The organism is Embleya scabrispora (assembly GCF_002024165.1).
Classification (GTDB): domain Bacteria; phylum Actinomycetota; class Actinomycetes; order Streptomycetales; family Streptomycetaceae; genus Embleya; species Embleya scabrispora_A.
This window is the reverse complement of the sequence record NZ_MWQN01000005.1, coordinates 232,309-255,343: the sequence shown is the minus strand read 5'-3', so window position 1 is coordinate 255,343 and position 23,035 is coordinate 232,309. Positions and strand designations below refer to the sequence as shown.

Genomic DNA, 23,035 nt, shown 5'->3' with positions numbered 1-23,035 from the left:
TTGCTCGCGATGGCCGAAAGCAACATGCTTGATCCCGCCACCCGATCGACTTACACGATGCCGCGTCGTCGGCGACAGACTTGCGCCTGGGAGTGGCAGAAGGAGAGGTCGGCGTTGCGTAGCACGCTCTTTCGGGAGTCGGTTCTCGCCCGCCGGTGGAACCTGTTCGCCACGTTCGCTGCGAAGTTCGCGCTGGCGCGCGATGCGTTGGCCGACCGCGAGCGCGATCCCCGGCTGCGGCGGGTCAGCGTTTCCGAGCGCACCTTCGACCGTTGGATGGCGGGTGACGTCAAAGGGCTCCCGTACCCCAACACCTGCCGAGTCCTGGAGCACCTGTTCGGCGTCGAGGCCGAACGGCTCTTTGCTCCCCCGACGCCCGCGCCTACGCACCCTGTCTCCGATCGAGGGGCGAGGGTTGCTGACCGGCGGGAGCTGCGCCTCCAGGACACGGAGTCCACGGATCCGTACGGTCCCGGAGAGGAGAGCGTGGGCGATCGGCTCCTCACGGGTGTGCGGGAGGCCGCGGACGTGTCGTGGGCCTTCGTGCGTTCGATGGACGGGAGCAACGTCGACGCGTACGAACTCGACTTCTGGCAGCGGGAGATCGCGGGTCTGGCGAACGCGTACGTACACGCCCCGCTGCGGCCGCTGTTCCGCGAACTCGTGGTCGTGCGGGACCACTTGTTCGCGTTGCTGCGTGGCCGGCAGACGCCGGGGCAACGACGCACACTGCTGCTCCTGGCGGGCACGAGTTGCCTCCTCTTGGCGCACGCCAGTCAAAACCTCGGCGACCCGCACTCCGCCATGCGCCAGATCCGGGCCGCCCGGGCGTGCGCGGACGAAGGCGATCAACCGCACCTGCTCGCCTGGGCGCACGGCACCGCCGCGCTGATCGCCGAGTGGTCGCCCCGGCATCTGCAGGCCGCACCGGACCTCGCCGCCCACGGCGTCGAACTGTCCCCGAAGGGGCCGTCCCGGGTCCGCAACCTCGCCGTTCGCGCCCGCGCCGCGGCCAGGATCGGCGACACGGCCACCGCGTCGGCGGTGCTGGAACTCCTGGACCGCGAACGGAACCGGCAACCGTCCCGGGACGCCATGGCCGACTTCGGCGGTCTGCTGTCCTTTCCCGAGGCCAAGTGCGAGTACTACCTGGGCGGAACGTACCTGCTCCTGGGGCGCCACGTCGAAGCCGAACACCACGCCCGGTCCGCGATCGCGATGTACGAGGCCGGGCCGGCGGATCAGCGCTCCTACGGCGACGAGACCCTCGCCCGGTTCGACGTGATCGCGGCCCGACTGATCGAAGGCGACCTGGCAACCGCACGGCTCGGCTTCGAACACATCCTGAGCGTTCCGTCGGAGAAACACATCGGGCAGTTCGACGGCGCCCTCGATCGCCTGCTCCCGCTCGCACGAACCCCGCAGGCCCGAGCCCTCGTCGAGGACGTCCGCAACGAGTGGGCCCCGCCGAAGATCGCCTCCGAACACCCGCTACCGTCGCCATGATGACGAAAGCCACCCCCACCGAGGCCGTCGCCCGCGACGCGAGCAACGCCGCCGGGCTGGACACCGACGGCCTGCGGCTGTTGGGCGACCACGCCACCGCCGTCCACCTGCTGCCCCGCGAGCGCCTGGTCGTGCGCGTCCGCGGACCACAAACCCTGGAATCGGCAATCCGCGCAGTGGCCCTGACACGCCGGCTGGATGGTTACGATCTCCCCGTCACACGGCCCGCCCGGTCGCTGGAGCCCGTCGTGCACGACGGCCACGTCCTCACCTGGTGGGAGTACTACCCCCAGCCGCCCGGATGGCGCCCCGACGCGGCGGAACTCGGCTCCATCCTGCGCCGGTTGCACGCCCTGCCCCAGCCGCCCGAACCGCCCCCGACGTATCGCCCGCTCGCGGACCTCGCCGACCGGGTCGCCGCGAGCACGACCCTCGACCAAACCGACAAGGCCTGGCTGGCGGCACGCATCGACACCCTGCTGGAGCGCTACGAGCACCTGACGTTCCCCCTGGGCCCGGCCGGACTTATCCATGGCGACGCCTACCCGGGCAACCTGCTCGCCGACAGGCACCTGACGCGCCTGGGCGACTGGGACGAAGCCGCCCACGGCCCGCGCGAGCTCGACCTCGTCAACACCTACCAGGGCACACGCTTCGGCCGCGGCGAACCCGAACTCGAACGCTTCGCCGATGCCTACGGCTTCGACCCTCGCCGCTGGGACGGCTTCTCGGTCCTGCGCGAGATGCGCGACCTGCACACTCTCGGATCCTTCATCCGACGTGCCGACGCCCGCGACCGAAACGCCCACCGTGAACTCGCACACCGCATCACCACCCTGCGCACGGGGGACGAACAAGCCCGATGGGCCCCGGCCTAGGCACCGCGACAGGCAAGCAAAGCCCGATCTACCCGCCCAGGCACCCCGACCCCCCGCATACACCGCCCGGAGCACCGCCCGCCGACCGCTCCAGGCCGGGGCTTCCGCACGCCGCGGCTCGTGTGCGGTAAGCACACCACAGGCGGCCTGCGGCGGCCGGCAAACTCAGGCACGGGCAACGTCGGAACAGGACGACGCCTCATGTCCCCTGCCGCCCGAAGGCGGGCGGCAGGTGGCGAAGGTCGTTCGCGGCACCGCCATCTTGCCGTCATCCCATTCCCGCGTCGGCATATCGCGGTATCACACAACGTGAGACCGACGGCTGTTTTACATCACTCCGTCGTATTCACAGACGTGAGATCACTACACCAAGGCACAATCCTTGCGGTTGGATGCTCCGAGGATGACGGCAAGACGGCGGTCGCGCCGGGTGGAATCGGCACCGCCCGAGCGCGATGATTTTCCCGGGGCACCGCTTCCGCGCCGGTAATCCTCCCCGGCCGTGACCTGTCCTCGCCGACCATCGACGTGGCCGGCGAATCGGTATCCGCCCTCCGCAACCGCACGAGAGGGATCACATATGACACCCAGTGCGATCACGCACGCCCTGAATCAGTGCTCGGATCCCGGCCGCGCGCTCTTCGCGCGGCTGGGCCTGCTGCCCGGCGTCCCACTCACCACTCGGGCCGTAGCCGCGCTCGACGGCGACGCCTCCCGCGCCGCGCAAGCCGTCGCCGAACTGCACGAACGCGATCTCGTTACCGACGCACGCGACACCCCCGGCTTCCACGTCGTCACGACGGCGGCCCGACCCGTGAGCGAGAGCAAGGCCGCCGAACTGCCCACGGAAGAACGCGACGCCGCGAGGACACGGTTGCTCGACTACCACCTCGCCGCATCCGCCGACGCCGCCCGGACCCTGCACCCGGAACGCCGACAGTTGGAGGCGACCGGTCGCGGTCCCGGCGTGCCGGCCGTGCAATTCGCCGACACCGGCGAGGCACTGCTGTGGTCCCTCGCGGAATTGCCCGCCGTCATGGCCGACATCCGCCACTGCGCGGGCACGCGAGAGGGCTGGCGAAGTGCGGCGGTGTTGGCGGACTGCCTGTGGTCGTGCGCGCTGCGGGTCGACATCGACGCCGAGGTGCGCGAGGCCCATCGACTCGCGCTGGACGCGGCGCGGCTGTACGCGGGTCCGGACGCCGACGGTGCGGACGTCTTGGGGCGCATGCTCACCTCCTCGGGTTTGCTGGAGTCTCCGCACGACCCCGAGTTGTCGCTGCGCCTGCTGCTGCAGGCCGAGGAGCATCACCGCACGCACGGTCGCCCGCGCGAGGCGGCGTGCGCGGTGCACTACCGGGCCCGCACCCACGCAAAGTTGGGACAGGACGCGGACGCCGACACGACCTTCCTGCACGCGATCCGTCTGTGCCACACCGCGGGTGATCACCGCACGGCGGGCCTGGCATACCTGGAACGCGCCCTGGCGGCATACGCCGCCGGTCGAAATGTGCACGCGGCGGCGTATGGGACCACCGCACGGCACCTCCTCGCCCAGGCCCGCGACGTCTTCAATACGGCCCTGGCCGACCACTGTTGCGGGCGAGCGCTCCTCGCGGCCGACGCACCCGAGGAAGCCCGCCCCCACCTGGTCGAAGCCCTGACCGGCCTGCGGCGCGCGGGCGACACCAAACACATCGACGCGGTCCTGGCGGACCTGGCCGCGTGCGACCCGGTCACGGACCACTGATCGCGCCGAACGACAGCACGGGCCGAACGCACCACATCGGGCCGGCACATGCAACGCGAACCGCCCATCGCCCGCACGCCCCCGCGACAACCACCGCGATCACCTCACCCCTCCGGAGTCATGATGGACGCCGACACCTGGGCCGCGATCGAGCAACTGCGCCGCTGGCTCGACGCACACCACCACGCAGCCGGCGACGATCCGGTCCCGCTGCGCATCCTCAAGATCATGGAGGAGGCCGGCGAGGTCGCCGCGGCCTACCACGGTGTCCTCGGAGCGAACCCACGCAAGGGAGTCACCCACACGTTGGACGACGTCCGGCTGGAACTGTGCGACGTCATCGCAACGGCCGCCGTCGCACTCGCAACGCTCTGCCCCGACCCCCAGGCGGAGTTCCGCAGACACCTCGACCACCTCGTCCAACGCGCTCTGCCGCCGAACACCCCCCGCCCCTGACCCCGACCCGGGCCCCGACCCGAAACACCCGCCAACGCACCCGCGGCCCCGGCGCGTTCGTCCATCGGTTCGCGCTCCCGCGCCTGCCCCCACCACCGGCACTGCACCAAGAAGCCCCGAGTACAACGACCCTCCGGCTCCCGAGCACGGCAACAATCGACGAGCGGCCCGGGACCACGCGTAGCGCGAACATGCCGCCGCACGTGGGCCGACCACCGTGTTCCACACGACGCCGTCGTCCGGGACCGGTTGTGTCCCCGCCGCGCCGCACGTGCCGCCGGCCTCGGGCCGACACCGAGACAGCACGGATCCGAGCAGGACCGACCGGAACCGGAGGACCCTCCCATGGATCGACTTCTCGCCCGGCCCCGTGGGCCGCGACCCCTCACGCCACCGCGCTCCACCGCCGCGCTTCGGCACGCGGGCGCGGTGTCGGGATGATCCGGCCGCGCCGGGCGCGGCGCAATCGTGCGGCGGAGGCGATGGCGGTCGGTGACGCGAGCGGCCGGGAGCTGTTCGGCGGCAAACTCAAACCCACCTGGGGTCGGCACCTCCATCGCGGTGCCCACACGGAACTGTCGTTCCTGGGGACGTTGCGGCGGCTGCCGCGTCTGATCGCCCGATCGGTGCGCCTCGGATGGGCCGCGGATCGAATCGCGCTGCTGGTGGTGGCGTTCGCCCAGATCGGGCAGGGCGTCACCTCCGCCCTGGGGCTGGTGGGCACCAACCGCATCCTGATCGAATTGTTCAACGCCGGCCCGACCCCCGACCGGGTGCGTTCCGCCGCGCCCGCGTTGGTGTTCGTGGCCACGATGGGGGTGACGGGGGCGCTGCTGCGGGCCGCTTCGACGGCGGCGACCGGGCGGTTGGAGCCGAAGGTGGAGCGGTTCGCCGAGGTCGAGTTGCTGCGGCGGGTGATGCGGGTGGAGATGGCGACGTTGGAGGACGCCGACTTCAAACGCCTGCTGCAGACCGCCAAGTGGGGCACCAACGCGAGCCGGTTGATGATCACGTACAGCGTGCAGGTCGTCAACGCGCTCGTCTCGCTCGCCGCGGTGGGCACGGTGTTGGCGGTGTTGCATCCGCTGTTGTTGCCGATGATGCTGCTGATCATCCTGCCGCCGGGGTGGGGCACCGTGCGCTCCGCCCGGCGCCGCTACGAAAGCGTCCTCGCGTGGACGGACCACGGCAGGCAACAGGGCGAGATCGTCTGGGCGTTGACCGCGCAGGACACCGCCCAGGAGGTCCGGGTGCACGGCGCGGGGCCGTATCTTTTGCACCACTACGAGCGCATGGCCGCGGCGGCGGAGGCGGAGAAGGAGCGTCTGGCCAAGGCGGAGGCGGGCACCGACCTCGTGGCGTCCGCGCTGTCGGGCGTCGCGTCCGGGTTGACCTACCTCACCCTCGCGTGGCTGCTGTTGAGCGGACGCGCGGACCTGGCCACCTCCGGCACCGCCGTGCTGGCGATCCGCACCGGCACCACCAGCCTCGCCGGCCTCGTCACCGGGATCCAACACCTGTACGAGCAGGCCCTGTTCGCCAACGACCTCCAGGAAGCGTGCGCCCAAGCCGACCTGCACGCCATCCCCACCAGCGGAAGCACGATCACCGCGCCGCACAGGGTGCGGGTCAAGGACGTGTCGTTCACCTACCCCGGCCGGGACCACAAGGCCCTCGACGGGGTCGACGTCACCTTGACCCGAGGCACGATCGTCGCGTTCGCCGGGGAGAACGGCTCGGGCAAGACGACGTTGGCCAAGCTGATCGCGGGCCTGTACCGGCCCGAGAGCGGCAGCATCGAATGGGACGGCGTGGACGTCACCGACGCCGACCGCACCAGCCTCTTCGACCAGGTCGCCCTGGTCCCCCAGGACTTCGTACGGTGGGACCTGACCGCCCGGGCGAACATCGTCCTCGGCCGGCCCGACATCGACACCGGGCCCGACGAGGACGCCCTGCGTGCGGCGTGCGCGTACGCGGGCGCCGGGCCCGTGGTCGCCGACCTCCCCCGCGGCCTGGACACGTTGCTCGACCGCAACTACGAGGGCGGCGTCGAGTTGTCCGGCGGACAGTGGCAGGCCATCGCCCTGGCCCGCGAACGGTACCGGCGCGCCCCCGTGGTCATCGCGGACGAGCCCACCTCGGCGCTGGACGCCCGCAAGGAGATCGAGACGTTCGCCCGCATCCGCGAGCTCGTCGCCGACGGCACCATCGTCGTCCTGATCACCCACCGCCTCGCCTCGGTCCAACACGCCGACCACATATACGTCCTCGACAAAGGCCGCATCGCCGAACACGGCACCCACCACGAACTCATGGCAGCAGGCGCGATCTACGCCGACATGTTCACGCTTCAGTCCGACCAGTACGGCGCGCACCCGACCAAAGCCTCCGGCTCGGGCACGATCCCCACGACAAGGACGCCGGCCGATGAGCGAACGTCCCCCAACGCGTGAACGCCCCACCCGGAGTGGACGTTCTTCGTCGACGACCGCCGGCACGCCCCAGGCCTCGGACAGGACGGTCGGCCGCGACGGGGACCGGAACCGGACCAACGGAGACGCGACGTTGGGAAGCAAGGCCCGTGCTGGCCGACGCCGTCACGTCTTCCGGGTGTGTACGCGGTGCCGGCGTGCGTGGTCGACTTGTGAGCGGATCAAGGCTGTCAACAGCGCATCGGGGTCACCATCAGGCTCCGCAAGGCGGCGGGTGAGCGTGACCACCAGGGAAGCCAGGACGGTGATCACGTCCGCGCTTCCCTCGGGTCCGCGCGCCAGGACCAAAGCACGTGTTGCGTCGTCGAGCCGGTCGAATGTGGTGTCGTCGCCCAAAGCGATGCCGATCAGGTCGGTCAGGACGTTGCGAACGACCGCCACGGCGTCACCGACGGATTCGTCGATCCCGAACTCCTCCCGGGCCGCGCGGCAGGCGTCGAGCAGCGCGGGAACAGGGATGTGCCTGTTCTCCGGGATGAGCCCCTGCTGCCGCCATTCCTCGTACGGGGGCTGTCCGGCAGCATCTCGTCGGGCCCGGTGCTCGTTCGTGGCGTAGCCCGAGGGCGAGCGACAGGCGCGGCCAGCGGCCGCGCCGCAGGCAGGACACTCCACGCGCCGATACCAGGCACGCACCAGGCGAACCGATTCCCCCGAGCGAAACGCAGGCCGCCAGTGCCCCCAGCGCTCCTGCTGCGTCATGCACGTTCCCCCTCTTCCGTCAGCGGCCGATGGCGTCCGGGTCAGCCACCCTGAACGCAGGACCGGCCGGCATCCTCACCCGTCGGCCGGCTCTCGTGTGATGGAGCGCGATCTCCTCATCATCGTCGGTGACTTGGCCGCGCCGCAGGAAGAGGACGATCCCCCGCGGCGTCGGGCTGCGCTCGCTCTTCAGGCCCACGATGCGGCGCGCTGAACAGCGCGCCCACCCCTCGCCGAGCAGTACTGCGTCACCGCACCCGTGACAGCCGCCCGACCCGCCGTGTCGTGACAGCGCCCAGGACCGCGATCCCGGATGCGAAGCCGGTGGCGATATCGGCCCGCCCAGTTCCACTCGGCGGGCCGAAGCACCACCGGGTGGAATGTGCGGGTCGCTTGCGAAGCGGACGTGCGGGTGTGATTCCGTCTTGGTTCCAGGTGTTGACGTGTCCGGCGGAGGTGTCGGCGAGGTCCGGGGCGTTCGGGCCGCGGGCAATGGTCCCGACTTCGTGGCGGGAACCGCCGCCGATGCCGGGTGCCGGTGACGAGGTCTTCGTCCACGGCGGTGGCGGGGTCGACCAGGAGGCGGCGCCATTCCCGGCCGGTCGCCGGGTCCGGGCGGGCCGGGCCCAGGCGGGTGACGCGGGCGGCGTAGCGGACGCGGGCGACCGGTGTGCCGGCGTAGATCAGCGCGTCGTGGTCGTGGAGGTAGCCGAGGTAGACGCTCGCGCCCGGTACGGCGCTGGCCTCCTCGTACGCCTCGCGGGTGAGCGTCGCCCACGGGTGCACTGCAGCCTCGCGATACCGTGCCGCCGACGGGCGGCCCGTCCCGTCCACGCGAGCGTCGTGGGGAGCGCGGAGGCGGGATGGACGACGGCGTCGGCGCGGATCGCGACCACGTGGTCGAGCCCGTTCCGTCAACCCGCCCGGAACAGCGCGTTCTGCCCGTAGGCGGCGTCCGCCACCACCACCGGCGGGCGCATCCCCGACGCCGCGGCCTCGTCCAGGGCGAGCTGCCACTTCTCCACGTGTCGCACCACGTCCGGAACCCCCGTCCGCAGGCGGCGTTTCGCGTCCGCGTCCCACTCCGGCGGCAGGAACAGCCGCCACTGGTTCGGACACGACGCGGTGTCGGAGACCGCGTGCACGCTCACCGCGACCTGGCAGTTCGCCTGCTTGCCGAACTCCTCCGGTTCGTGGATCCATGCCACGGTGAACGCCTGGAGGTACCTTCCTGCGACGGTGCACATCTGTGCGGTCATGCGTGCCTGGTGGGGCTGGTACCGGAAAGTACCGTCCTTGGGGACTCTGCCGACGGCAGGCGACAGTCACGCGCGGAGTCCGGTCCGGGAAGCACCACCGATACCGTCTCGGCTGTTCGGGTCACGAGGCATCGGCTTCTTGTCGGCGCCGTCGACGGAGATTGCGTTGGGCCTGGGCGCGGGCGCATTCGCGGGAGCAGTACAGGACGCCGCTGGTGCGGTGTTGGCCGTACGTCGCGCGTCCGCGTTGGCGTACGAAGTGTCGTCCGCAGTTCTCGTTGGCGCAGCGTCGTGTGGTCGCTTGTTCGGCGATGTGGTTGTACAGCTGGAGGAAGGCGACGGAGTAGACGGTGGGGTTGCGGTCGGCGAGGTCGCGGGGTCCGATGCTGAACCGGCTCAGTGCCCCGGTAAGGGCGTCTTCGAGGTTGTCCACGCGGATCGCGATGTCCACGGCGCGCAGTTCGTCGAGGGAGGCTGGCCACGGTGGGTCGTGGTTGGGGTTTTGTGCGCGTACGGCAGCGAGTTCGGCGTCGTTGACTTGGGGTTCCACGAGTTCTTCGAGGCCTCCTTCGCGTTGGCAGGCGAGCCAGGTCGTGACGGCTTCCTGGGCGGTTTCCAGGTGGAGTCGGACCAGGTCGCGGTGGACGCCCAGCCGGTAGCCGCCGTCCTCGTCGTGTCCGGGTTGGGGGATGACGTTGATCCGGTCGATTTCCTCTTGGGCGAGGTTGATCAGGCTCAGGTCGCGACAATCGGGATCGAACAAAAGTCCGTGGTCGACGAAGAGTTGGGCTGCGGCGTCGAGGTCGTCGACGGGAGTCTCCAGGAGCTCCCGCAGGTAGAAGTCCTCGGGGAGCTCGGCCGGTTCCGGCCCTTTCGTGAGTCCCCCGATGCCCCAGCAGATCCAGTCGCCGTCGACCCAAACCTCGTCGAACTGCCGGATCGGCGGGGTGGGGACAACAACGCCCGGCCAGAGCGTGGGACGAAAGCGTGGGTCAACGTATGCCGTCATGACGGCATGCTAGCCGGTACCGTCGTAGGACGGAACCATTCGACTTGGTACCACGGCCACTTTCTCGGGGAGAGACCGATGTCCGACTGGCACACGCGCAAGACCGTCGGGGAACGGCACGAAGTCCGCGTCATGCGGGAATTGGAACACCGCGGCTGGACCGCGCACCGGTGCGGACAGGGGACCTACCCCGCCGCGATCCGGGAAGCGTTGAGGTGCTCCGATACGGCGCTGCGGCAGTTTCCCGACCTGATCGCCTCGCGCGGTCGGGACTTGGTGGCCATCGACGCGAAGACGGCGCTGCCGAGCACCACTTCCGGCCGGTACGCCGTCTCGCGGGCGTGCGTGCGGGCCGGGCTGGTCTTCGCCGGGGCGAACGCCCCGATGCCGCTGTTCTACGTCTTCGGCGACCTGCGCGTGCTCACCCCCGCCGAAGTCGCGCACTACACCGCCGACTCGTGGCGTCCGCCCGGCGGCTCCTATCACCTGGTCGGCACCGCCCGGGCACACCGATTCGACGAGGTGTTCGGTGTGCCCGTCGCACGGAGCGCGTGACGCCACGCGTTCGGCTTGGGGGTGCTGCCGCAGTTCTTGCTCAGCGGGAACCCGACGCGGGCCTGCGGCCTCGCCGGCGGATCCGGTCCACGGGCCCCTTCGCCGTTTCGCCTCCAGAGGGGGAGCAGGGGTACGAGACTGGGCGCCTAACCCGGCGGTACGGCCGCCGACGACGGAGGGGGCTTCATGCGCGGAACCATCACCCTGGCCGACGATGCCGACCTTGCCCACCTGGTCGACTTGATCGACATGCTCCCGGGCCCGGGAACGCGGAGTTTCTGGGGTGGGTTGGACGAGAAGATCGGCGGTCGGCTCCGACCGATCCTCGCCGGGCAGGGCAACGCGCGCGATGTCGACTACCTCGCGGTGTACATCCTCAAGTACCTCGGCCGCGGCAACGGCCACATCACCCAGGATCAGGTCACCGAGAACCTGCGGGGTGTCGGCGCCATCCCGGCCGCCGGCCACGCCTGGGTGGAGGACGCAACCCGCACCGCGTGGACCCTGGTCAACCGCTACAGCCTCCCGGCGTGGCGCGGCCACCGCAACACACCCGGAGGGGCGTGGCTCGAGAGCTGAACCACCGCCGATCGCGAAACCTTCCTCCCGATGCCCTCTCCGCCGAGATCGCCCGGTTCCTCGTCCACGGCCCCACCACCATCCCCGTGGCGAGTGGGGCACGCCGCAGGGCGATTCGGTGTCGCGTCCGACGGTGGGCCCTGCAGGTGGACTGGGACTGACGGGCATCGGACACACTGGCGCCGAACATGCTGCGGACCGCGCGCAAAGGAACTTGCGCCTGTGGAGGCCCGGAACCCGCCGCGTGTTTCGACCTGCAACCAAGGCACCGCGCGATGCTCGGGCGTCAAGCCCGGCGACTCCTCGTCTCCGCAAGCGCGTTACCCGCAGGATCTCCACGCGAACGCCCACAGCGTCAGCACAACACGGGGGTGACGTCGCGCGCTCGAGCCGCGACGAACCCATCGAACGTGCGCACCGAGCTCGACACCGCGCTCACGATCGCGGAAACCGTGATCGCGCACACCCCGGGCGGAGGCGACACTCGGCCCCCACCGCCGAAACCCGACGCCGAGACAACGCCGAGTGCCCTGCCATGACGCGACGGGCATCGTCGGCCCGCACCCGCCGGTGTCGGCTCGGGTCTTCAAGATCCATCCGTCAGGCCCGAGCGACACCCGGCCGACGACGCGGCAGCCGTCGAGCTATCCGGCGGTCACCGTCGGCGAGTTGCGCATGCGGATGAACTCGTCGAGCCGGGCCAGTTGTTCGGCGTTGAAGGCGGTCTCGGGCACGGAGGCCACGGACCGCGGCGCCGTGCGGATCACCAGCAGCCCGAACTGCCTCCGCACACCCAAGGTAGCCGTCCACCGTATGCTCGCCGTACTCACACCGGGTCGTTCGCGCGTGAATCCCTCGTCGTCGAGCACGACGTCGATCGCACCCTGCCCGATCAGCGCACGCACGTGCCTGCCGTGCACGAACACCATGAAAAGCACGAAGAAGACCGACCACAGACCCATCTGGAGACTCCCCATGGGGAACGCCAGGAGCAACACCACCACGGGCACGGCGACCACCCCCCAGCGACCCCACCTCGGATAGGCCGCGAACGTCGCCGCGGCACCGGTCCGCCACGTGTGGGTGTACGTCGTAGAGATCAGCATGTGCGGATGCTAGAAGGAGCTGGGGACACCCGATCCGGCGGCCCACCTCGCCCACCGACCGAGCAGGATCGACGACTGCTCGGGCGTGATTCTTCGGGGGCAGGCCCACGGACGAGCATCGCGGAGGAACAAGCCGCCTCCGGCGCAGCGACCCGACCCGCGCATCGACCCGCGTGGACACCCGCGCTACGAAGTACCGGCTACCAGGTCGTGCATCGACGTTCGATTCCGGACGACGTCGAGGCGATGTGCGGACCGTCCGACGACGCGGCGTGAGCCGCGTCGTCCTACTCGGGGAACCGGACGGACCCGCCGGTATCCGACCCTGGGACCAGCTCCGGCCGCGTCGACCGGACTGCGCCCCCCGGCAACCGTGGCCGGGAAGGGACTGAAGCGACTCAAGTTACGAACGTGCTCTGCGTTCGCCCCGTATGCGGGTCTGGGAGCTCGGTCGGATCCGGCGGCTGCTCCGTCCGGAAGGACGGTCCGCGACAACCTCCGTGTCCGGTGTCCGCCGCGTTTGTCATGTCGAAGGGGCCGGGAACGCGCGGTTCGAGGGATCGCGCGCGCGGCTCAAGGTGATTGCCGGGCCGGAGCGCCCTGACCGGATCGGGTTGGGTCGTCCGGCTGCACCGAAGCCCCTTGGTTTGGAAGGATCGCTTCATGGTCGAACTCGGCATCAGAATCGAACTGTACGAACACGTTCAGGGGATGGACGTGAACTCCGAGGGATATCTGGGGGCGATCCTGCGCGACGACGGGTATCAAGGGGTTACCGCGCCGTCCGTGGGCGACTTCGTCGCGCTGAGCAGCGTTCGCGCCGGTGAGATCGGCGAGGGGCCGACCCTGCACGGAGATGGCGGACCCTTCCTGCGGGTCCGTCACGTCGAGCACTATCTTCGTCCCGTCCGGGACGGCGCGACCGCGTCGTGGTCACGAACGAACGAGCCTGTCGCGGTATTGGTGTTGCACAGCCCCGTCGGCGTCGACGTCACGCCCGACGACCCGTCGATCGCGGAACTCCTGCGTCGATACGCCGCCGACGGCTGGAACCTGAACATCGGGTCCGACAGCCCCCTCTTCCCCGCCTACAAGGCCGCGACAACCGAATAGACGACATGTACACGCTTCAATCCGACCGGTACGGCACGCACCCGTCCGAGACTTGCGGTCGAGGGACGATCCCCACCACGAGAACGCCCGTCGACGATTGAACATCCTCGACTCGTGAACACCTCCCGAGGTGGAATCCCTCGTCGGCGTAGGGCGTCACGCCCCGGCACTCGGGCACGGTCAGGCATCGAGGACGGCGCACTCGCGCGGGCGGACTTGGGTACCGTCGGTGGAGCATCCGATCCCTCTCGTCGGTGCCCCTCAGGCCCGCCGTGAGCCACCATGAGGTCGTGAACTCCACGGCGATGCGCGTGATCAGGTGGTTCGTGGGCGCGGTGGCGTCGGTCCTCCTCCTGTTGCTCGGGGTGGTTGCGTGGGGCGTGTCCTCGTGCACGCAGAACACGAAGACCCCGCGTGCGCCCGACGTCGACAGGGTCGCCGGTGCGCCCGAGGTCGGTGCGGCCCAGCGGGCGGCCGTACGCGACGTCGAGGCCGCGTACACGGCGTTGGAACAGTCGCTGGGCGGGCGCGCCGAGCGCCGTGGCGAGGCGGTATCGGACGTGTGCGGTGCCATGTTGAAGCGTCCGTCGTTCTTCGGCGAAGGGGGCGGGAGGTGGAGCAAGGTCCGCTGTGAGCGCGAGATCGTGCGCGCGTACGTACTCGACGGACCCCGGGCAACGCACGCAACGGTCGTCGCCGACGCCCTGACCGCCGCCGGCTGGTCCCGCCCCGGAGCCGATCTCGTGGATCCGGGTACCTCCCCGTGTCCCGCGCCCGCGCCGTCCGCCCCCCGAACCCCCTCCACGCAGGTCGTCCACGAATACGCGTGCATCATCGAGGCGACTTTGCCGTCCCGCGTGAGCCTTCGTGCGCAGTTCTCGGACCAGGACCCGTTGCCCTACTTCTCCTCCCGGTTGCGACCCACCGACGCACGTTCCACCACCGGCACGATCACCGATTTCGACGTCCACTCCGTCACGAACGCGCCCCGAGCGGCCGGAAGCAGCGTCGTGATCGTGTCCGTCCTCGATCCCTACTTCCAGCAATGACCGTGTTCCCGAGGCGACTTCGCGCCCGGGTCCGAACCGTCCGTACGGCGTACCGGTCCACCGGCGCGAGGCCCCGACACCGGCGAACCCTCCTCACCGGGACCGTTACGATCCCCGCTGCGGGAAAGCACGAGGGCCCCCGACCTGGGGGCAGGGGCCCGGTGCCGGGAGCCGCACACCCCCTCGGGCGTGTGGGCGGAGGCACCCGGTGACGCAGGACACCGGACCTCTCCCGGGCCGTAAACGGTAGACCTCGGACCTTCCGAAAGGAATAGGCCAGACCGATCGATCCCGGCCATGATCCGGCCCGGTCGCCCGTGCCTCCGGATACGAGCCGGATCAGCCGGAACAGTGTGCGGTCGCGGCGGACTTCCGACCCGCCGAACACCCACGAGGGCAAGTCGGATCCCGCCATAGACCTGGCAACTACCCTCGATAGCAGACACGTTCACATCGGGGGATGAGATGGGCAAGCGAGACACGTCCCGCACGGGCGAGATCACCGTCCGGTGTGCGGCCGTGATCCTGGCGATCACGACGGCTGCCGCCTGCTCCGACGACGACGGCGCCAAGGCCCGCCCGCAGCAACCGAAGGCGGCCCCTTCGGCGGCTGCGGGGTCGCCGGGATCGGCCGGGCCCGGCTCCGACGACGCGAACGAGGAGGCTCCCACCTGGGACATGGACAATCTGCCGCCGGGCGTCGACTTCTGGGCCGGGAAGGTGGACCTCGCGGTGTTCCTGTGCCGGGCCTCCGACCCGAAGACGGGCGGCTGCTCGAACGGCGCAGTCACCAACACCCAACGCGAGGAGATCCTCGCCGCCCTCAAAGCCATGCCGCAGGTCAAGCACGTGTACTTCGAGGACCGGAGACAGGCGTGGGAGTTGTTTCGCGCGCAGAACGCCGCCAACCCCCTCCTTCTCGACGCCATGACGGCCGAGCAACTCCCGGAGTCCTTCCGCGTCAAACTCAAGGACCCCGGCACCATCACGACGGTGATCTCCGCGTTCGAGGGCCGCCCGGGAGTTGCCTCGACCGTGAAGCACGCCCCCTCCGGCCCTTCCACCACTGCCCCGGCCACCGCCACGGCCGCGCTGACCCCCGAGCGGGCCAGGCGTGCCGTGTTGACCGTGGACGACGTCGGCACCGGCTGGACCGCGGGCGCTCTGGCCGACACCGGGCCCAAGCCGGCCGCCGCGCCGTACTCGGGCGTCAGCGGCGACGCCGGGTGCGACCGCGCCCTGGCGGGCGCGCCGACCGGCCCGATCGTCGTCCTCCTCGGCGCACAACGAACCTTCGAGAACACGGCCGGAACCCGGGTGGTCGCCACCGTCCAGGCATACGAAGGCAACGGTGCCGCGCTCCAGTTGGCCAGGACCCGTGCCATGTTGACCGGTTGTGCCGACGTGCCCGTGCCGTGGGCGGGTGCCACCGCACGCTTTCGTGCCGTCGCCTCCCCCACGGTCGGGGACGAAACACTCGGCATGCGCATCGTCACGACCCAGAGCGGCGAGACCAGAACCGTCGACTCGATCTTCGTACGCATCGGGCCCAACCTCGCCACCATCACGCTCCCCGCCGACGCCGGCCTCGACCCCACCGACTCGGACCGACTCACCCGCCGCGCAGCGGAACACCTCCTACACGCCGGCCGCGACTGACCGACGCACACATCTCACACACGACTCCCCTTCTGTACGGACGAGAGTGCGTCTTCGATTTCAGGTCCGGCCGAACTCGCTGTAGAGGTGGCTGGCTTGGATGGCTCGGACCTCGACGCGGGGAGGTACGGGTTCGCTATCATCACGCGGAACGTAGATGTCCCTACCAACAGTGGCGGACTGATGTCGTCCGGACTCCGGGATCGCGCAAAAGGGTCAACCACGCGGATGAGCCTCGGCAGAGCGGGTGTCGCCCGAAGCGGCACGAGCTCGCTCATCGGTGCCGTGTCGCTGTCCGGAGTCGTCCCCGCGTGGATGCCCGCTCCGCTGGCAACTCCACGTACCCGCAGGCGCGTTACCCGCGCGGGATGACGGACGCGAAGGCCCGCAGCGTTTGCACAGCTCGGTGGTGGCGTCGCACGCTCGGGCGGCGACGAACCCGTCCGTGAAGCCGCGCGGATTCGCCGTGTCGTCGGGGCGGCCCCCGGCCAGGCCGAGGGCCCGCGCTCCCGGGGGGATACGAAGACGGGCCGAGCAAGATTCGCGCAGCCCACTGAGTCACCGGTTCGCCCATGCATCTCGGTCATGGCTGCTCTCGCTGCCGGTAGGCGTCCCGATCCTGTTGGAGGCGCCACAGGTCCTGCATCAAGCCCGGCCGGCTGACCAGTTCGTGGAAGGTTCCGTTCTGCACCACACGGCCCTTCTCCAGGACGACCACGCGATCGGCGACGGAGGTGTTGGCAAGGTTGTGCGTGACGAGCACGACCGCGCGGTCGCCGGCCAGGTTGCGCAGGCCGGTGAAGATTCGGTGTTCGGCCCGCGTCCGCGTACACACCGTCCGAACGGTGTGCCCATCCCGCCGGCGCGAGCGCGCGCCCATGATCGTGCCGCTCACGTGCGTGGGAACGACGCGTCGGGGGGTACGGTCCGGCTCTTCCCCGCGGCGTGGAAGCGGGGCCTGCGTGCCCCGTTCGCCCGGAACGTGTCGTTCGCCCTATAGGTCGGCGCGGGCCAGGAGTGCTTCCGCCTGTTCCCGGGTGAGTTTCGGTGGGGCCGGTCGTGGTGTGCGGTCGCCGCCGACGTTGGGGTTGCGGCGGTACGTCAGGATCCACTGGGCGACGGGGTTGTCGGTGTTCAGGGTGGCCACGATCCGCTCGTGCAGGGCCGGTGGGGTGTCCGGGCGGGCCGCGATCGCGTTGCGGACGAACATGTCGGGGTCCTCCGCGAGTCGGTCGCGCAGATTCGCGGGAAGGTCCGGGTGGTCGGCGACGGCCACACGCACGGCGGGATCCGGGTCGGCGGCCAGTTCCGGTGAGGGGCCCCCATGATCGACGGCGGCGGGGCGGGTCTGGGGGTCGGCGAGGAGTGCGGGCAGCAGGTCCGCCGGCGGGACCCATTTGCGGATACTGCTCGTGCGGACGTTCGGGTCGGGATCGGTCATCAGGGCCCGACGCACCCGGTCCGGGGCGTCGCGCCAGTAGCGGACGATCTCCCGGCGCACACCGGGATCCGGGTCCGCGGCCAGGCGGGCCCGCAGTTGCGGCGGCAGATGATGGTTGCCCGCGAGGAACGTCCGCACGGAGGAATCCGGATCGTCCGCCAGTCGCGCGAGCAACCCCGGCGGATCGTCGGCGACGCTACTGGCGATTCCGCACCGGACGATCGGCTCGGGGTGCTCGGCCAGGCGGGCCCTGATGTCGGCGCGGACGCAGGCGTTGACCGAGAGGGAACGTATGGACCCGAGCGCGATGATCTCCTCGATCATCGCCTCGGTCAGGTCCCGGCGCAGCAGCGCCACCGTGCGGCGGGCCTGCGGGTGTCGAAGCAGACGCCACACCAGGTCGGCCGCGAGGTCCTCTTGGGCCGCCAGAGCGTCCAGTTCGGCATCCAGACTCATGACCGCAGGCTAACGGCTGGGAGGTATCCGTCGGTCGTCGTCCGCGGGCCCGCGGACGACCCCCATGGTTGTGGGGCGTTGCCCGCCGGCCGATGTGGACGTGGACACCGGGCGCGGTTCGGCGTGCGACGCTCGCCGGTTCCTGCCGGCAGCCTCCGAGGCCGGGGCCGGTCGACGCCGGCCTGCGTCGACCGATCCTCGATACCCGGCGGACTGGGGGTCCGTGGGGTCAACGCGCGGCCCGGACCGCCGTCCCTGTGGCGTCCGGACCGCGCCCGCCCCGGCATTCGCCGGGCGCACAGTATGACGCGAGTTCCCCGGGGTACGAGACGCGCTTGTGCGAAGTCGGCGGGGCATGCCTTCGTCCCGGCGTCGGGTCCAGGCCGTCGGTCGACACCCGCGGCGGGGCATGTCGGTGCCTGTGGCCGGGTGGGGTCGAAGTGGCGTTCGTCGAGGCTGGTGGTCCGGATGTCGACGTGGGTCACGGGTGCCCCGTCGACCGGCGTCGGCATGCGATCCGGTCCTTGTCGGGCGGTGTGTTCAGCGTGGTGGTGTCCCACAGTGCGAGGTGGTCCAGGATTGCGGCAGCGGGTGCGAGCTGTGGCGTGGGGTGTCCTGTCGTGAGGTCGTCGGGGAGGTCGAGCCGGTGGTCGAGGCGGATCAGGTCACGCCATCGGCGAAGGTGTTCGGCGTGGGCGGCGACGCGCGCGCCCACGGCCCCCACCAGGCGGTCGGAGGCCAGGAGTCGGTCGAGGGTGAGGCCCCCGGACAAAAGACGGGCGGCGGTGACGGCTCCGACTCCGCGGACGCCGGGAATGTTGTCGGCCGGATCCCCGGTGAGGGCTCGAAAGCACGGCCACTGTTCGGGGTGGACACCGAAGCGGGCGTGGACATCGGGTCCGGTCTGGACACGTCGCTCCGGTGGAGCGCCCCGGTTGAGGATACTGACGCTCGGGTCGGTGCACAGTTGGAGAAGGTCGCGGTCGCCGGACATGATCCGCACCGGCCGCGCCTCGGCGAGGGCTCGGGTGGTCAGAGTGGCGATGGTGTCGTCGCCCTCGGCGGTGTCGTGCTCGATCCAGCGCACGCCGATCGCGTCGAGAGCGGTTTTCACCCACGGCAGGGACGCGATGGGGCTGTGGTCGGCGTCGGCACGGTTGGCCTTGTAGTCGGGATCGGCCTCGGCGCGTGCCACGCTTCCGTGTTCGCCGTCGAAGGCGACGAGGACCTCGTGCTCGGGGGCGTGTTCGCGGCACGCCTTGCGGAGCAGGGCGAGGGTGCCGAACACGCCGGTGAGGTCGGCGCCGTTGCGGCTGGTGATGCGGGCGGGGAAGCCGAACCAGGCGCTGTAGAGCAGGTGGTGGCCGTCGACGAGCAACAGCGGGGTGGTGGCTGCGGTCACGGGTATCCCTCGGCACGACGATTCCAGGCCTTGACCGAGGCGACCGGGTCCCCGCCGAGAGGCGCGGACGTCGAGGCTATCGCGCCCGGGGCATGCATGGGCCACGCCGCGCGGAGCATCGCTGCCGGAACCCGGGGCGGCGTCGCGTTCGACTCCCACTCGGTCACGGGCGGCGGCGCGGATGCGGCCCGCTACAAGTACACGTCGATGAGGTCGTACAGGTGCCTGCCGTGCGCCCATTCCCCCAGCTCGGCGCGGCCGACGAGGTGGATGCCGTGGTCTGCGGCGAACTTCGCCGCCGGGGCGGTGAAGCCGTTGAGCCCGACCATGATCGCGACGTCGGCACCGTGTTCGGGCCCGGCCGTCCCGTTGAACGCGTGGACGTACCCGGCGGAAACCGGTTTCGCAAATTGCTTGCACTGCATCACGACAACGCGACCCGACCGGTCCTCGGCCAGGACGTCGGCCCCCTTGTCGCCGGGACCACCCACACGTCGCACTGCCCGAAAACCGTCACGCCTCAAAAAATCGGCACAGGCGTGCTCGAAATCGGTCGGACTCACCGACTCCAGCCACACCAACCCGCCGCGTGCCCGACCCACACGGACGTCCTCGACCACGTCGAAGTCCTCGACGTACGCGACGTCGTCGTAGCCACGGCCCAGACCGAGAACCACGAGACCGGCCACGAGAGTTCCGGCCACGGCAGCCACCCACCAAGGATGTCCGGTGATCCACGGCCACGCCTGTCCCCGCAGCCACTGCCACGACACCGTCGCCGCCCCCAGGACCAGGACGACCCCGAAAACCCACTTCATCCCCCGCTCGAACGTCTCCTCGTCCACCCCACCCGACCCCCTGTATCGCCGCCGCGCAATCGGGCACATCCGCTCCTAACTGCCGAGGGACGCGCAGCGCAACCAAAGTGACGACCCCGATCGATACCAAGCCGCACCTCCGGCTCCGTGGCCCCACGTCCCGTCATCATCGCGTCAACGAACACACGGGTACCGAGAAACCGTGAAAAGGGATCGTTCACCCCTCGGCCGGTCGGCGTGGGGTACGGGGACGCCCGGACTGCCCGATTCCGTGGAGCCGCAGGGCCGAAACAGCAGCCGGGGCGATCATCGGGCGTCCGGACGGACGGAAGCGCCCGTTCCCGCTCGCGACCATCCCGAGCGCGGATGTTCAAAGAAGTCGCCGAGTCCCCGCCCGGTGGCGACACCTCGTCGTGTCGCCTTCGCGTACAGCCACCGTCCGACCCGAGTCGGTACGGTATCGGACATGTACGACTCGACACCTGCATTCGGCGCCGAGACCGCATGGCGACCGATCGAACCCCTTCCTTGCCACGAGGCACAGGAGTTCGTCCGAACAGCACGGATCGCGTTGCCTGCCCGGCGGGCGTACATGGGGACGTACATCGTCTGCGAGGCCACCGCCGACACCGAGATCCGGCACCTTCTGGAACGCTTTCTGCAGATCGGGAGACTGGCCCGAGGAGTCGACGGCACGCTTCGCGTTCGCAGCCCCACGATCGACGGAAGCGACGCGTACGCGTTCTACCTGGACAGGGCGTACCCACACGTCGTCGGCTTCCGGGGACCGGCCGTGTCCTGGTTCGATCGTGGTCACGTCCCCCTCGAGGACGTTCTCCGGCGCCGCGCCGAACGCCGAACGCGCATGGAGGAAGCCCGACAGCGCCGCGCGGCGCACGAGCGGCGCATGCGGGAGCAGGAGGAGGATGCCGCGAGGCGACGCGCGGAGGCCCTCCGGCCGATGTGGCCGGTGATGGCCATGGGTCAGTACGACAGGAACGGCACGGCGGTTCCGGTTCCGTCGCCCCGGCGGCCCGTCACGGAAGAGGCCCGCGTTCGCCACGTCGGGCGTCGCCCGCATGTCGTCTTCCACGCCGACGCGCTGAACAGTCCGTTCTTCGCCAAGGTGCCGCTGGAAGAGCGCTGCGAGGCGCTGACACGCGTACTGGACGTTCTCCTGCGCAGGCCGAGCGAAGGCAAGGTGAGCATCGGACCCGGTTCGATCACGGTATCCGGACGGAAGGTCACACTGACCCTCACCCCGGACTGCGCCATGGTGCGCACGCTCAACCCGCCCCGGAAGGGCGACAAGAACATCCCGCCGCTCTACCGGGCCGCGCGCTGGCCTGTCGATCGTCCGAGGCCACCCCGACGCGACCGAAGCAACGCCGAATCCCCCACGGACACGGAAACCCCCTACGGGGGCGACCGCTTCGCGACCATCGACGAGTGACGTCCACACGGCTCACCGTGAACTTTCACCGCGGCCTCGACGCGCCCGCGGGGAATTCCCGACACTCCCCCGGGTCGGGCACTCGGCCCGGCCCGGGAATCGCGGTGGGTATCGCCATGGCCGAACGTGTGAGGGTGAACGCGGTGTTGCACGGCGTCGCCAGGTGGAACCCCGGCGGACCGAAACCGATCCATTCCCCCGGGCAACGTCGCGAATCCGCGGGAGCGTCGGCGGCGAACAACCTGCTCCGATTCGGCGCATGCTCCACGACGGCGGAGCCACACTACGCCGCGGAGGACTCCTCGTCCGCGTCGCGGGTGCCGTCGAAGAGGGAGTCCCACAGGTCGAGGCGCCCCTGTGCGTCCTTGACGGCCGTATACGCGCGATGCGACCGGCCCTGTTCCTTGTACAGGCGAGGGTCGCAGAGGGCGTCAACGAAGTCGACGGTGATCAGGGCCGCGTCCGGATCGATGTGCCGCAGCCGTGCAAGGTTGGCATCCATGATCCACGCATAGCCCGCCTCCTCAAGGAATTCGTCGAGTTCCTCGTAGAACTCCCGGAGCCCTCGGTCATGGCGGTCGCTCCTCACGTCGGTTGCCGGAGCGTCTCGTGATCCGACCGGCGTGGCCCTCGATCCTCTCAGAACGGCAAACACCGATTCCGGCCGGGTCAACCGGCCGAACCGGGACGGTACACCGGATCACGGCCGGAACCCCGGTGAACACTTCGGATGCCGAACCGTCCTCGCCGCGAAACCCGGGCACCAGGCGGGTACTTCATTGGCGCGCCGCCGCCGGGACGTTCCACGGGGTGCGCTCGGGGATGGCGTCGGCAATGCCCGAAGTCTCCGCAAGAGTCGGGACCCGTAGCCGCAGTGGCTGTCGGACGCACTCGGCGGTGGTGCCGTGCGACGGCATTCGCTCGCCCTGCGGCGTTCCTCGACCGCGAGGCCGCATTCAACGAGGTGGTCGGCCTGCTCGTCCCTCCGGGTCCCGACGTGAACCCAGCCCTGGGGGTGCGCGTCGCTGGCCCACGGCGCCCGGAGTGGCGCTCCTGCACACCGAGGCTGCGGTGGCCGGGGCTCGAAGTAGACGCCGAGCTGGTCGCCCGACGCAACGGGAGATCCCACCACCGGTTCGAGGACGACCCCGACAACGTCACCCGCGAACTCGACCTGTACGAAGAAGCCATCACCATCCTGCGCACCATGGCCGTGCCCGTCCTGCGCCGGGACACCGACCGTCACCCCCGGGAGTACCGCCACCACGATCGCGCGCACCGCCGCGATCGCCTCGACCGTCCGGCCGCAGTGGCGTGATGTCGAGAGCGATCGAGCCCGCGACCCGGCACGG

The 23,035-nt window shown here is 70.3% G+C and carries 19 protein-coding genes and 2 pseudogenes; 12 read left to right on the top strand and 9 right to left on the bottom strand.

The genetic code is table 11. From position 1 onward, the window contains the following. The first annotated feature begins 114 nt into the window (after positions 1-114). The 5 genes from B4N89_RS45875 to B4N89_RS45855 all read left to right on the top strand — a co-directional run bounded on the left by B4N89_RS45875 (position 115) and on the right by B4N89_RS45855 (position 7,046). Positions 115-1,506 carry a hypothetical protein gene (locus B4N89_RS45875; protein ID WP_078982648.1) on the top strand — a complete coding sequence of 464 codons (1,392 nt, stop codon included), beginning with the start codon at positions 115-117 and terminating at the stop codon, positions 1,504-1,506. Further along, positions 1,506-2,384 carry an aminoglycoside phosphotransferase family protein gene (locus B4N89_RS45870; protein WP_078982647.1) on the top strand — a complete coding sequence of 293 codons (879 nt, stop codon included), beginning with the start codon at positions 1,506-1,508 and terminating at the stop codon, positions 2,382-2,384. The genes B4N89_RS45875 and B4N89_RS45870 overlap by 1 nt, the downstream gene beginning before the upstream one ends. Positions 2,385-2,964: 580 nt before the next feature. Continuing rightward, complete coding sequence (locus B4N89_RS45865; RefSeq protein WP_078982646.1) at positions 2,965-4,134, top strand: hypothetical protein; 1,170 nt, start codon at positions 2,965-2,967, stop codon at positions 4,132-4,134. A 120-nt stretch (positions 4,135-4,254) separates the two neighbouring features. After that, positions 4,255-4,590, top strand: a complete 336-nt coding sequence (locus tag B4N89_RS45860) for a MazG-like family protein (RefSeq protein WP_321170763.1) — start codon at positions 4,255-4,257, stop codon at positions 4,588-4,590. Positions 4,591-5,027: 437 nt separating this feature from the next. Continuing rightward, complete coding sequence (locus B4N89_RS45855; protein ID WP_078982645.1) at positions 5,028-7,046, top strand: ABC transporter ATP-binding protein; 2,019 nt, start codon at positions 5,028-5,030, stop codon at positions 7,044-7,046. A 144-nt stretch (positions 7,047-7,190) separates the two neighbouring features. Here B4N89_RS45855 and B4N89_RS45850 read toward each other — a convergent pair whose 3' ends face one another. From B4N89_RS45850 to B4N89_RS45830, 3 genes and pseudogenes are all read right to left on the bottom strand, one after another. Beyond that, a complete protein-coding gene (locus B4N89_RS45850) occupies positions 7,191-7,784 on the bottom strand; it encodes a zinc finger domain-containing protein (RefSeq protein ID WP_078982644.1) in 594 nt (197 codons plus the stop codon). A gap of 783 nt (positions 7,785-8,567) precedes the next feature. After that, positions 8,568-8,962: pseudogene (locus B4N89_RS45835) on the bottom strand (transposase); the annotation flags it as partial. Positions 8,963-9,164: 202 nt separating this feature from the next. Continuing rightward, entirely contained in the window at positions 9,165-10,052 is an 888-nt protein-coding gene (locus tag B4N89_RS45830) for a hypothetical protein (protein ID WP_078982640.1), read from the bottom strand. 78 nt (positions 10,053-10,130) lie between these two features. Between B4N89_RS45830 and B4N89_RS45825 the strand changes: the two genes are divergently transcribed. Together B4N89_RS45825 and B4N89_RS45820 are read left to right on the top strand one after the other, a co-directional pair. Continuing rightward, positions 10,131-10,607: a hypothetical protein gene (locus B4N89_RS45825; protein ID WP_078982639.1), complete on the top strand. Its 477-nt coding sequence runs from the start codon at positions 10,131-10,133 to the stop codon at positions 10,605-10,607. A 186-nt stretch (positions 10,608-10,793) separates the two neighbouring features. Next, positions 10,794-11,186: a hypothetical protein gene (locus B4N89_RS45820; protein WP_078982638.1), complete on the top strand. Its 393-nt coding sequence runs from the start codon at positions 10,794-10,796 to the stop codon at positions 11,184-11,186. A 644-nt stretch (positions 11,187-11,830) separates the two neighbouring features. On the opposite strand, the gene B4N89_RS45815 is transcribed toward B4N89_RS45820, so the two are convergent. Beyond that, entirely contained in the window at positions 11,831-12,292 is a 462-nt protein-coding gene (locus B4N89_RS45815; protein ID WP_078982637.1) for a hypothetical protein, read from the bottom strand. Positions 12,293-12,955: 663 nt separating this feature from the next. On the opposite strand from B4N89_RS45815, the gene B4N89_RS45810 reads away from it, so the two are divergent. The 3 genes from B4N89_RS45810 (at position 12,956) to B4N89_RS45800 (ending at position 16,113) form a co-directional block, all read left to right on the top strand. Next, entirely contained in the window at positions 12,956-13,405 is a 450-nt protein-coding gene (locus tag B4N89_RS45810) for a hypothetical protein (RefSeq protein ID WP_078982636.1), read from the top strand. A gap of 290 nt (positions 13,406-13,695) precedes the next feature. Further along, the gene (locus tag B4N89_RS45805) at positions 13,696-14,454 is read left to right on the top strand and encodes a hypothetical protein (protein WP_143658400.1); all 759 of its coding nucleotides are present in this window, start codon (positions 13,696-13,698) and stop codon (positions 14,452-14,454) included. Positions 14,455-14,919: 465 nt separating this feature from the next. After that, complete coding sequence (locus tag B4N89_RS45800; RefSeq protein ID WP_078982634.1) at positions 14,920-16,113, top strand: permease-like cell division protein FtsX; 1,194 nt, start codon at positions 14,920-14,922, stop codon at positions 16,111-16,113. Positions 16,114-16,696: 583 nt separating this feature from the next. Here B4N89_RS45800 and B4N89_RS45795 read toward each other — a convergent pair. The 4 genes and pseudogenes from B4N89_RS45795 to B4N89_RS45780 all read right to left on the bottom strand — a co-directional run. After that, positions 16,697-16,936 (bottom strand): annotated as a pseudogene (locus B4N89_RS45795) (hypothetical protein); the annotation flags it as partial. 171 nt (positions 16,937-17,107) lie between these two features. Then, positions 17,108-18,010, bottom strand: a complete 903-nt coding sequence (locus tag B4N89_RS45790) for a hypothetical protein (RefSeq protein WP_078982632.1) — start codon at positions 18,008-18,010, stop codon at positions 17,108-17,110. A gap of 481 nt (positions 18,011-18,491) precedes the next feature. Beyond that, positions 18,492-19,412, bottom strand: a complete 921-nt coding sequence (locus B4N89_RS45785; protein WP_201261203.1) for a 5'-3' exonuclease — start codon at positions 19,410-19,412, stop codon at positions 18,492-18,494. Positions 19,413-19,603: 191 nt separating this feature from the next. Beyond that, a complete protein-coding gene (locus B4N89_RS45780; protein ID WP_101897598.1) occupies positions 19,604-20,257 on the bottom strand; it encodes a restriction endonuclease in 654 nt (217 codons plus the stop codon). A gap of 880 nt (positions 20,258-21,137) precedes the next feature. On the opposite strand from B4N89_RS45780, the gene B4N89_RS49370 reads away from it, so the two are divergent. Further along, a complete protein-coding gene (locus B4N89_RS49370; protein ID WP_143658396.1) occupies positions 21,138-21,683 on the top strand; it encodes a hypothetical protein in 546 nt (181 codons plus the stop codon). Positions 21,684-21,966: 283 nt separating this feature from the next. Here B4N89_RS49370 and B4N89_RS45770 read toward each other — a convergent pair whose 3' ends face one another. Beyond that, a complete protein-coding gene (locus B4N89_RS45770; protein ID WP_078982629.1) occupies positions 21,967-22,272 on the bottom strand; it encodes a hypothetical protein in 306 nt (101 codons plus the stop codon). A gap of 408 nt (positions 22,273-22,680) precedes the next feature. Here B4N89_RS45770 and B4N89_RS45765 point away from each other — a divergent pair, with 408 nt between their 5' ends. Beyond that, on the top strand, positions 22,681-23,001 hold the full coding sequence (locus tag B4N89_RS45765) for a hypothetical protein (RefSeq protein WP_143658394.1): 321 nt from the start codon (positions 22,681-22,683) through the stop codon (positions 22,999-23,001). The last annotated feature ends 34 nt before the right edge of the window (positions 23,002-23,035 follow it).

Bases quoted from the DNA above. Each gene is read 5' to 3' on its own strand.
- B4N89_RS45870 (WP_078982647.1), top strand. From the start codon at position 1,506: ATGACGAAAGCCACCCCCACCGAGGCCGTCGCCCGCGACGCGAGCAAC.
- B4N89_RS45850 (WP_078982644.1), bottom strand. From the start codon at position 7,784: ATGACGCAGCAGGAGCGCTGGGGGCACTGGCGGCCTGCGTTTCGCTCG.
- B4N89_RS45790 (WP_078982632.1), bottom strand. From the start codon at position 18,010: ATGAGTCTGGATGCCGAACTGGACGCTCTGGCGGCCCAAGAGGACCTC.
- B4N89_RS45855 (WP_078982645.1), top strand. From the start codon at position 5,028: ATGATCCGGCCGCGCCGGGCGCGGCGCAATCGTGCGGCGGAGGCGATG.
- B4N89_RS45825 (WP_078982639.1), top strand. From the start codon at position 10,131: ATGTCCGACTGGCACACGCGCAAGACCGTCGGGGAACGGCACGAAGTC.
- B4N89_RS45810 (WP_078982636.1), top strand. From the start codon at position 12,956: ATGGTCGAACTCGGCATCAGAATCGAACTGTACGAACACGTTCAGGGG.
- B4N89_RS45865 (WP_078982646.1), top strand. From the start codon at position 2,965: ATGACACCCAGTGCGATCACGCACGCCCTGAATCAGTGCTCGGATCCC.
- B4N89_RS45800 (WP_078982634.1), top strand. From the start codon at position 14,920: ATGGGCAAGCGAGACACGTCCCGCACGGGCGAGATCACCGTCCGGTGT.
- B4N89_RS45820 (WP_078982638.1), top strand. From the start codon at position 10,794: ATGCGCGGAACCATCACCCTGGCCGACGATGCCGACCTTGCCCACCTG.
- B4N89_RS45815 (WP_078982637.1), bottom strand. From the start codon at position 12,292: ATGCTGATCTCTACGACGTACACCCACACGTGGCGGACCGGTGCCGCG.
- B4N89_RS45830 (WP_078982640.1), bottom strand. From the start codon at position 10,052: ATGACGGCATACGTTGACCCACGCTTTCGTCCCACGCTCTGGCCGGGC.
- B4N89_RS49370 (WP_143658396.1), top strand. From the start codon at position 21,138: ATGCGGGAGCAGGAGGAGGATGCCGCGAGGCGACGCGCGGAGGCCCTC.
- B4N89_RS45860 (WP_321170763.1), top strand. From the start codon at position 4,255: ATGATGGACGCCGACACCTGGGCCGCGATCGAGCAACTGCGCCGCTGG.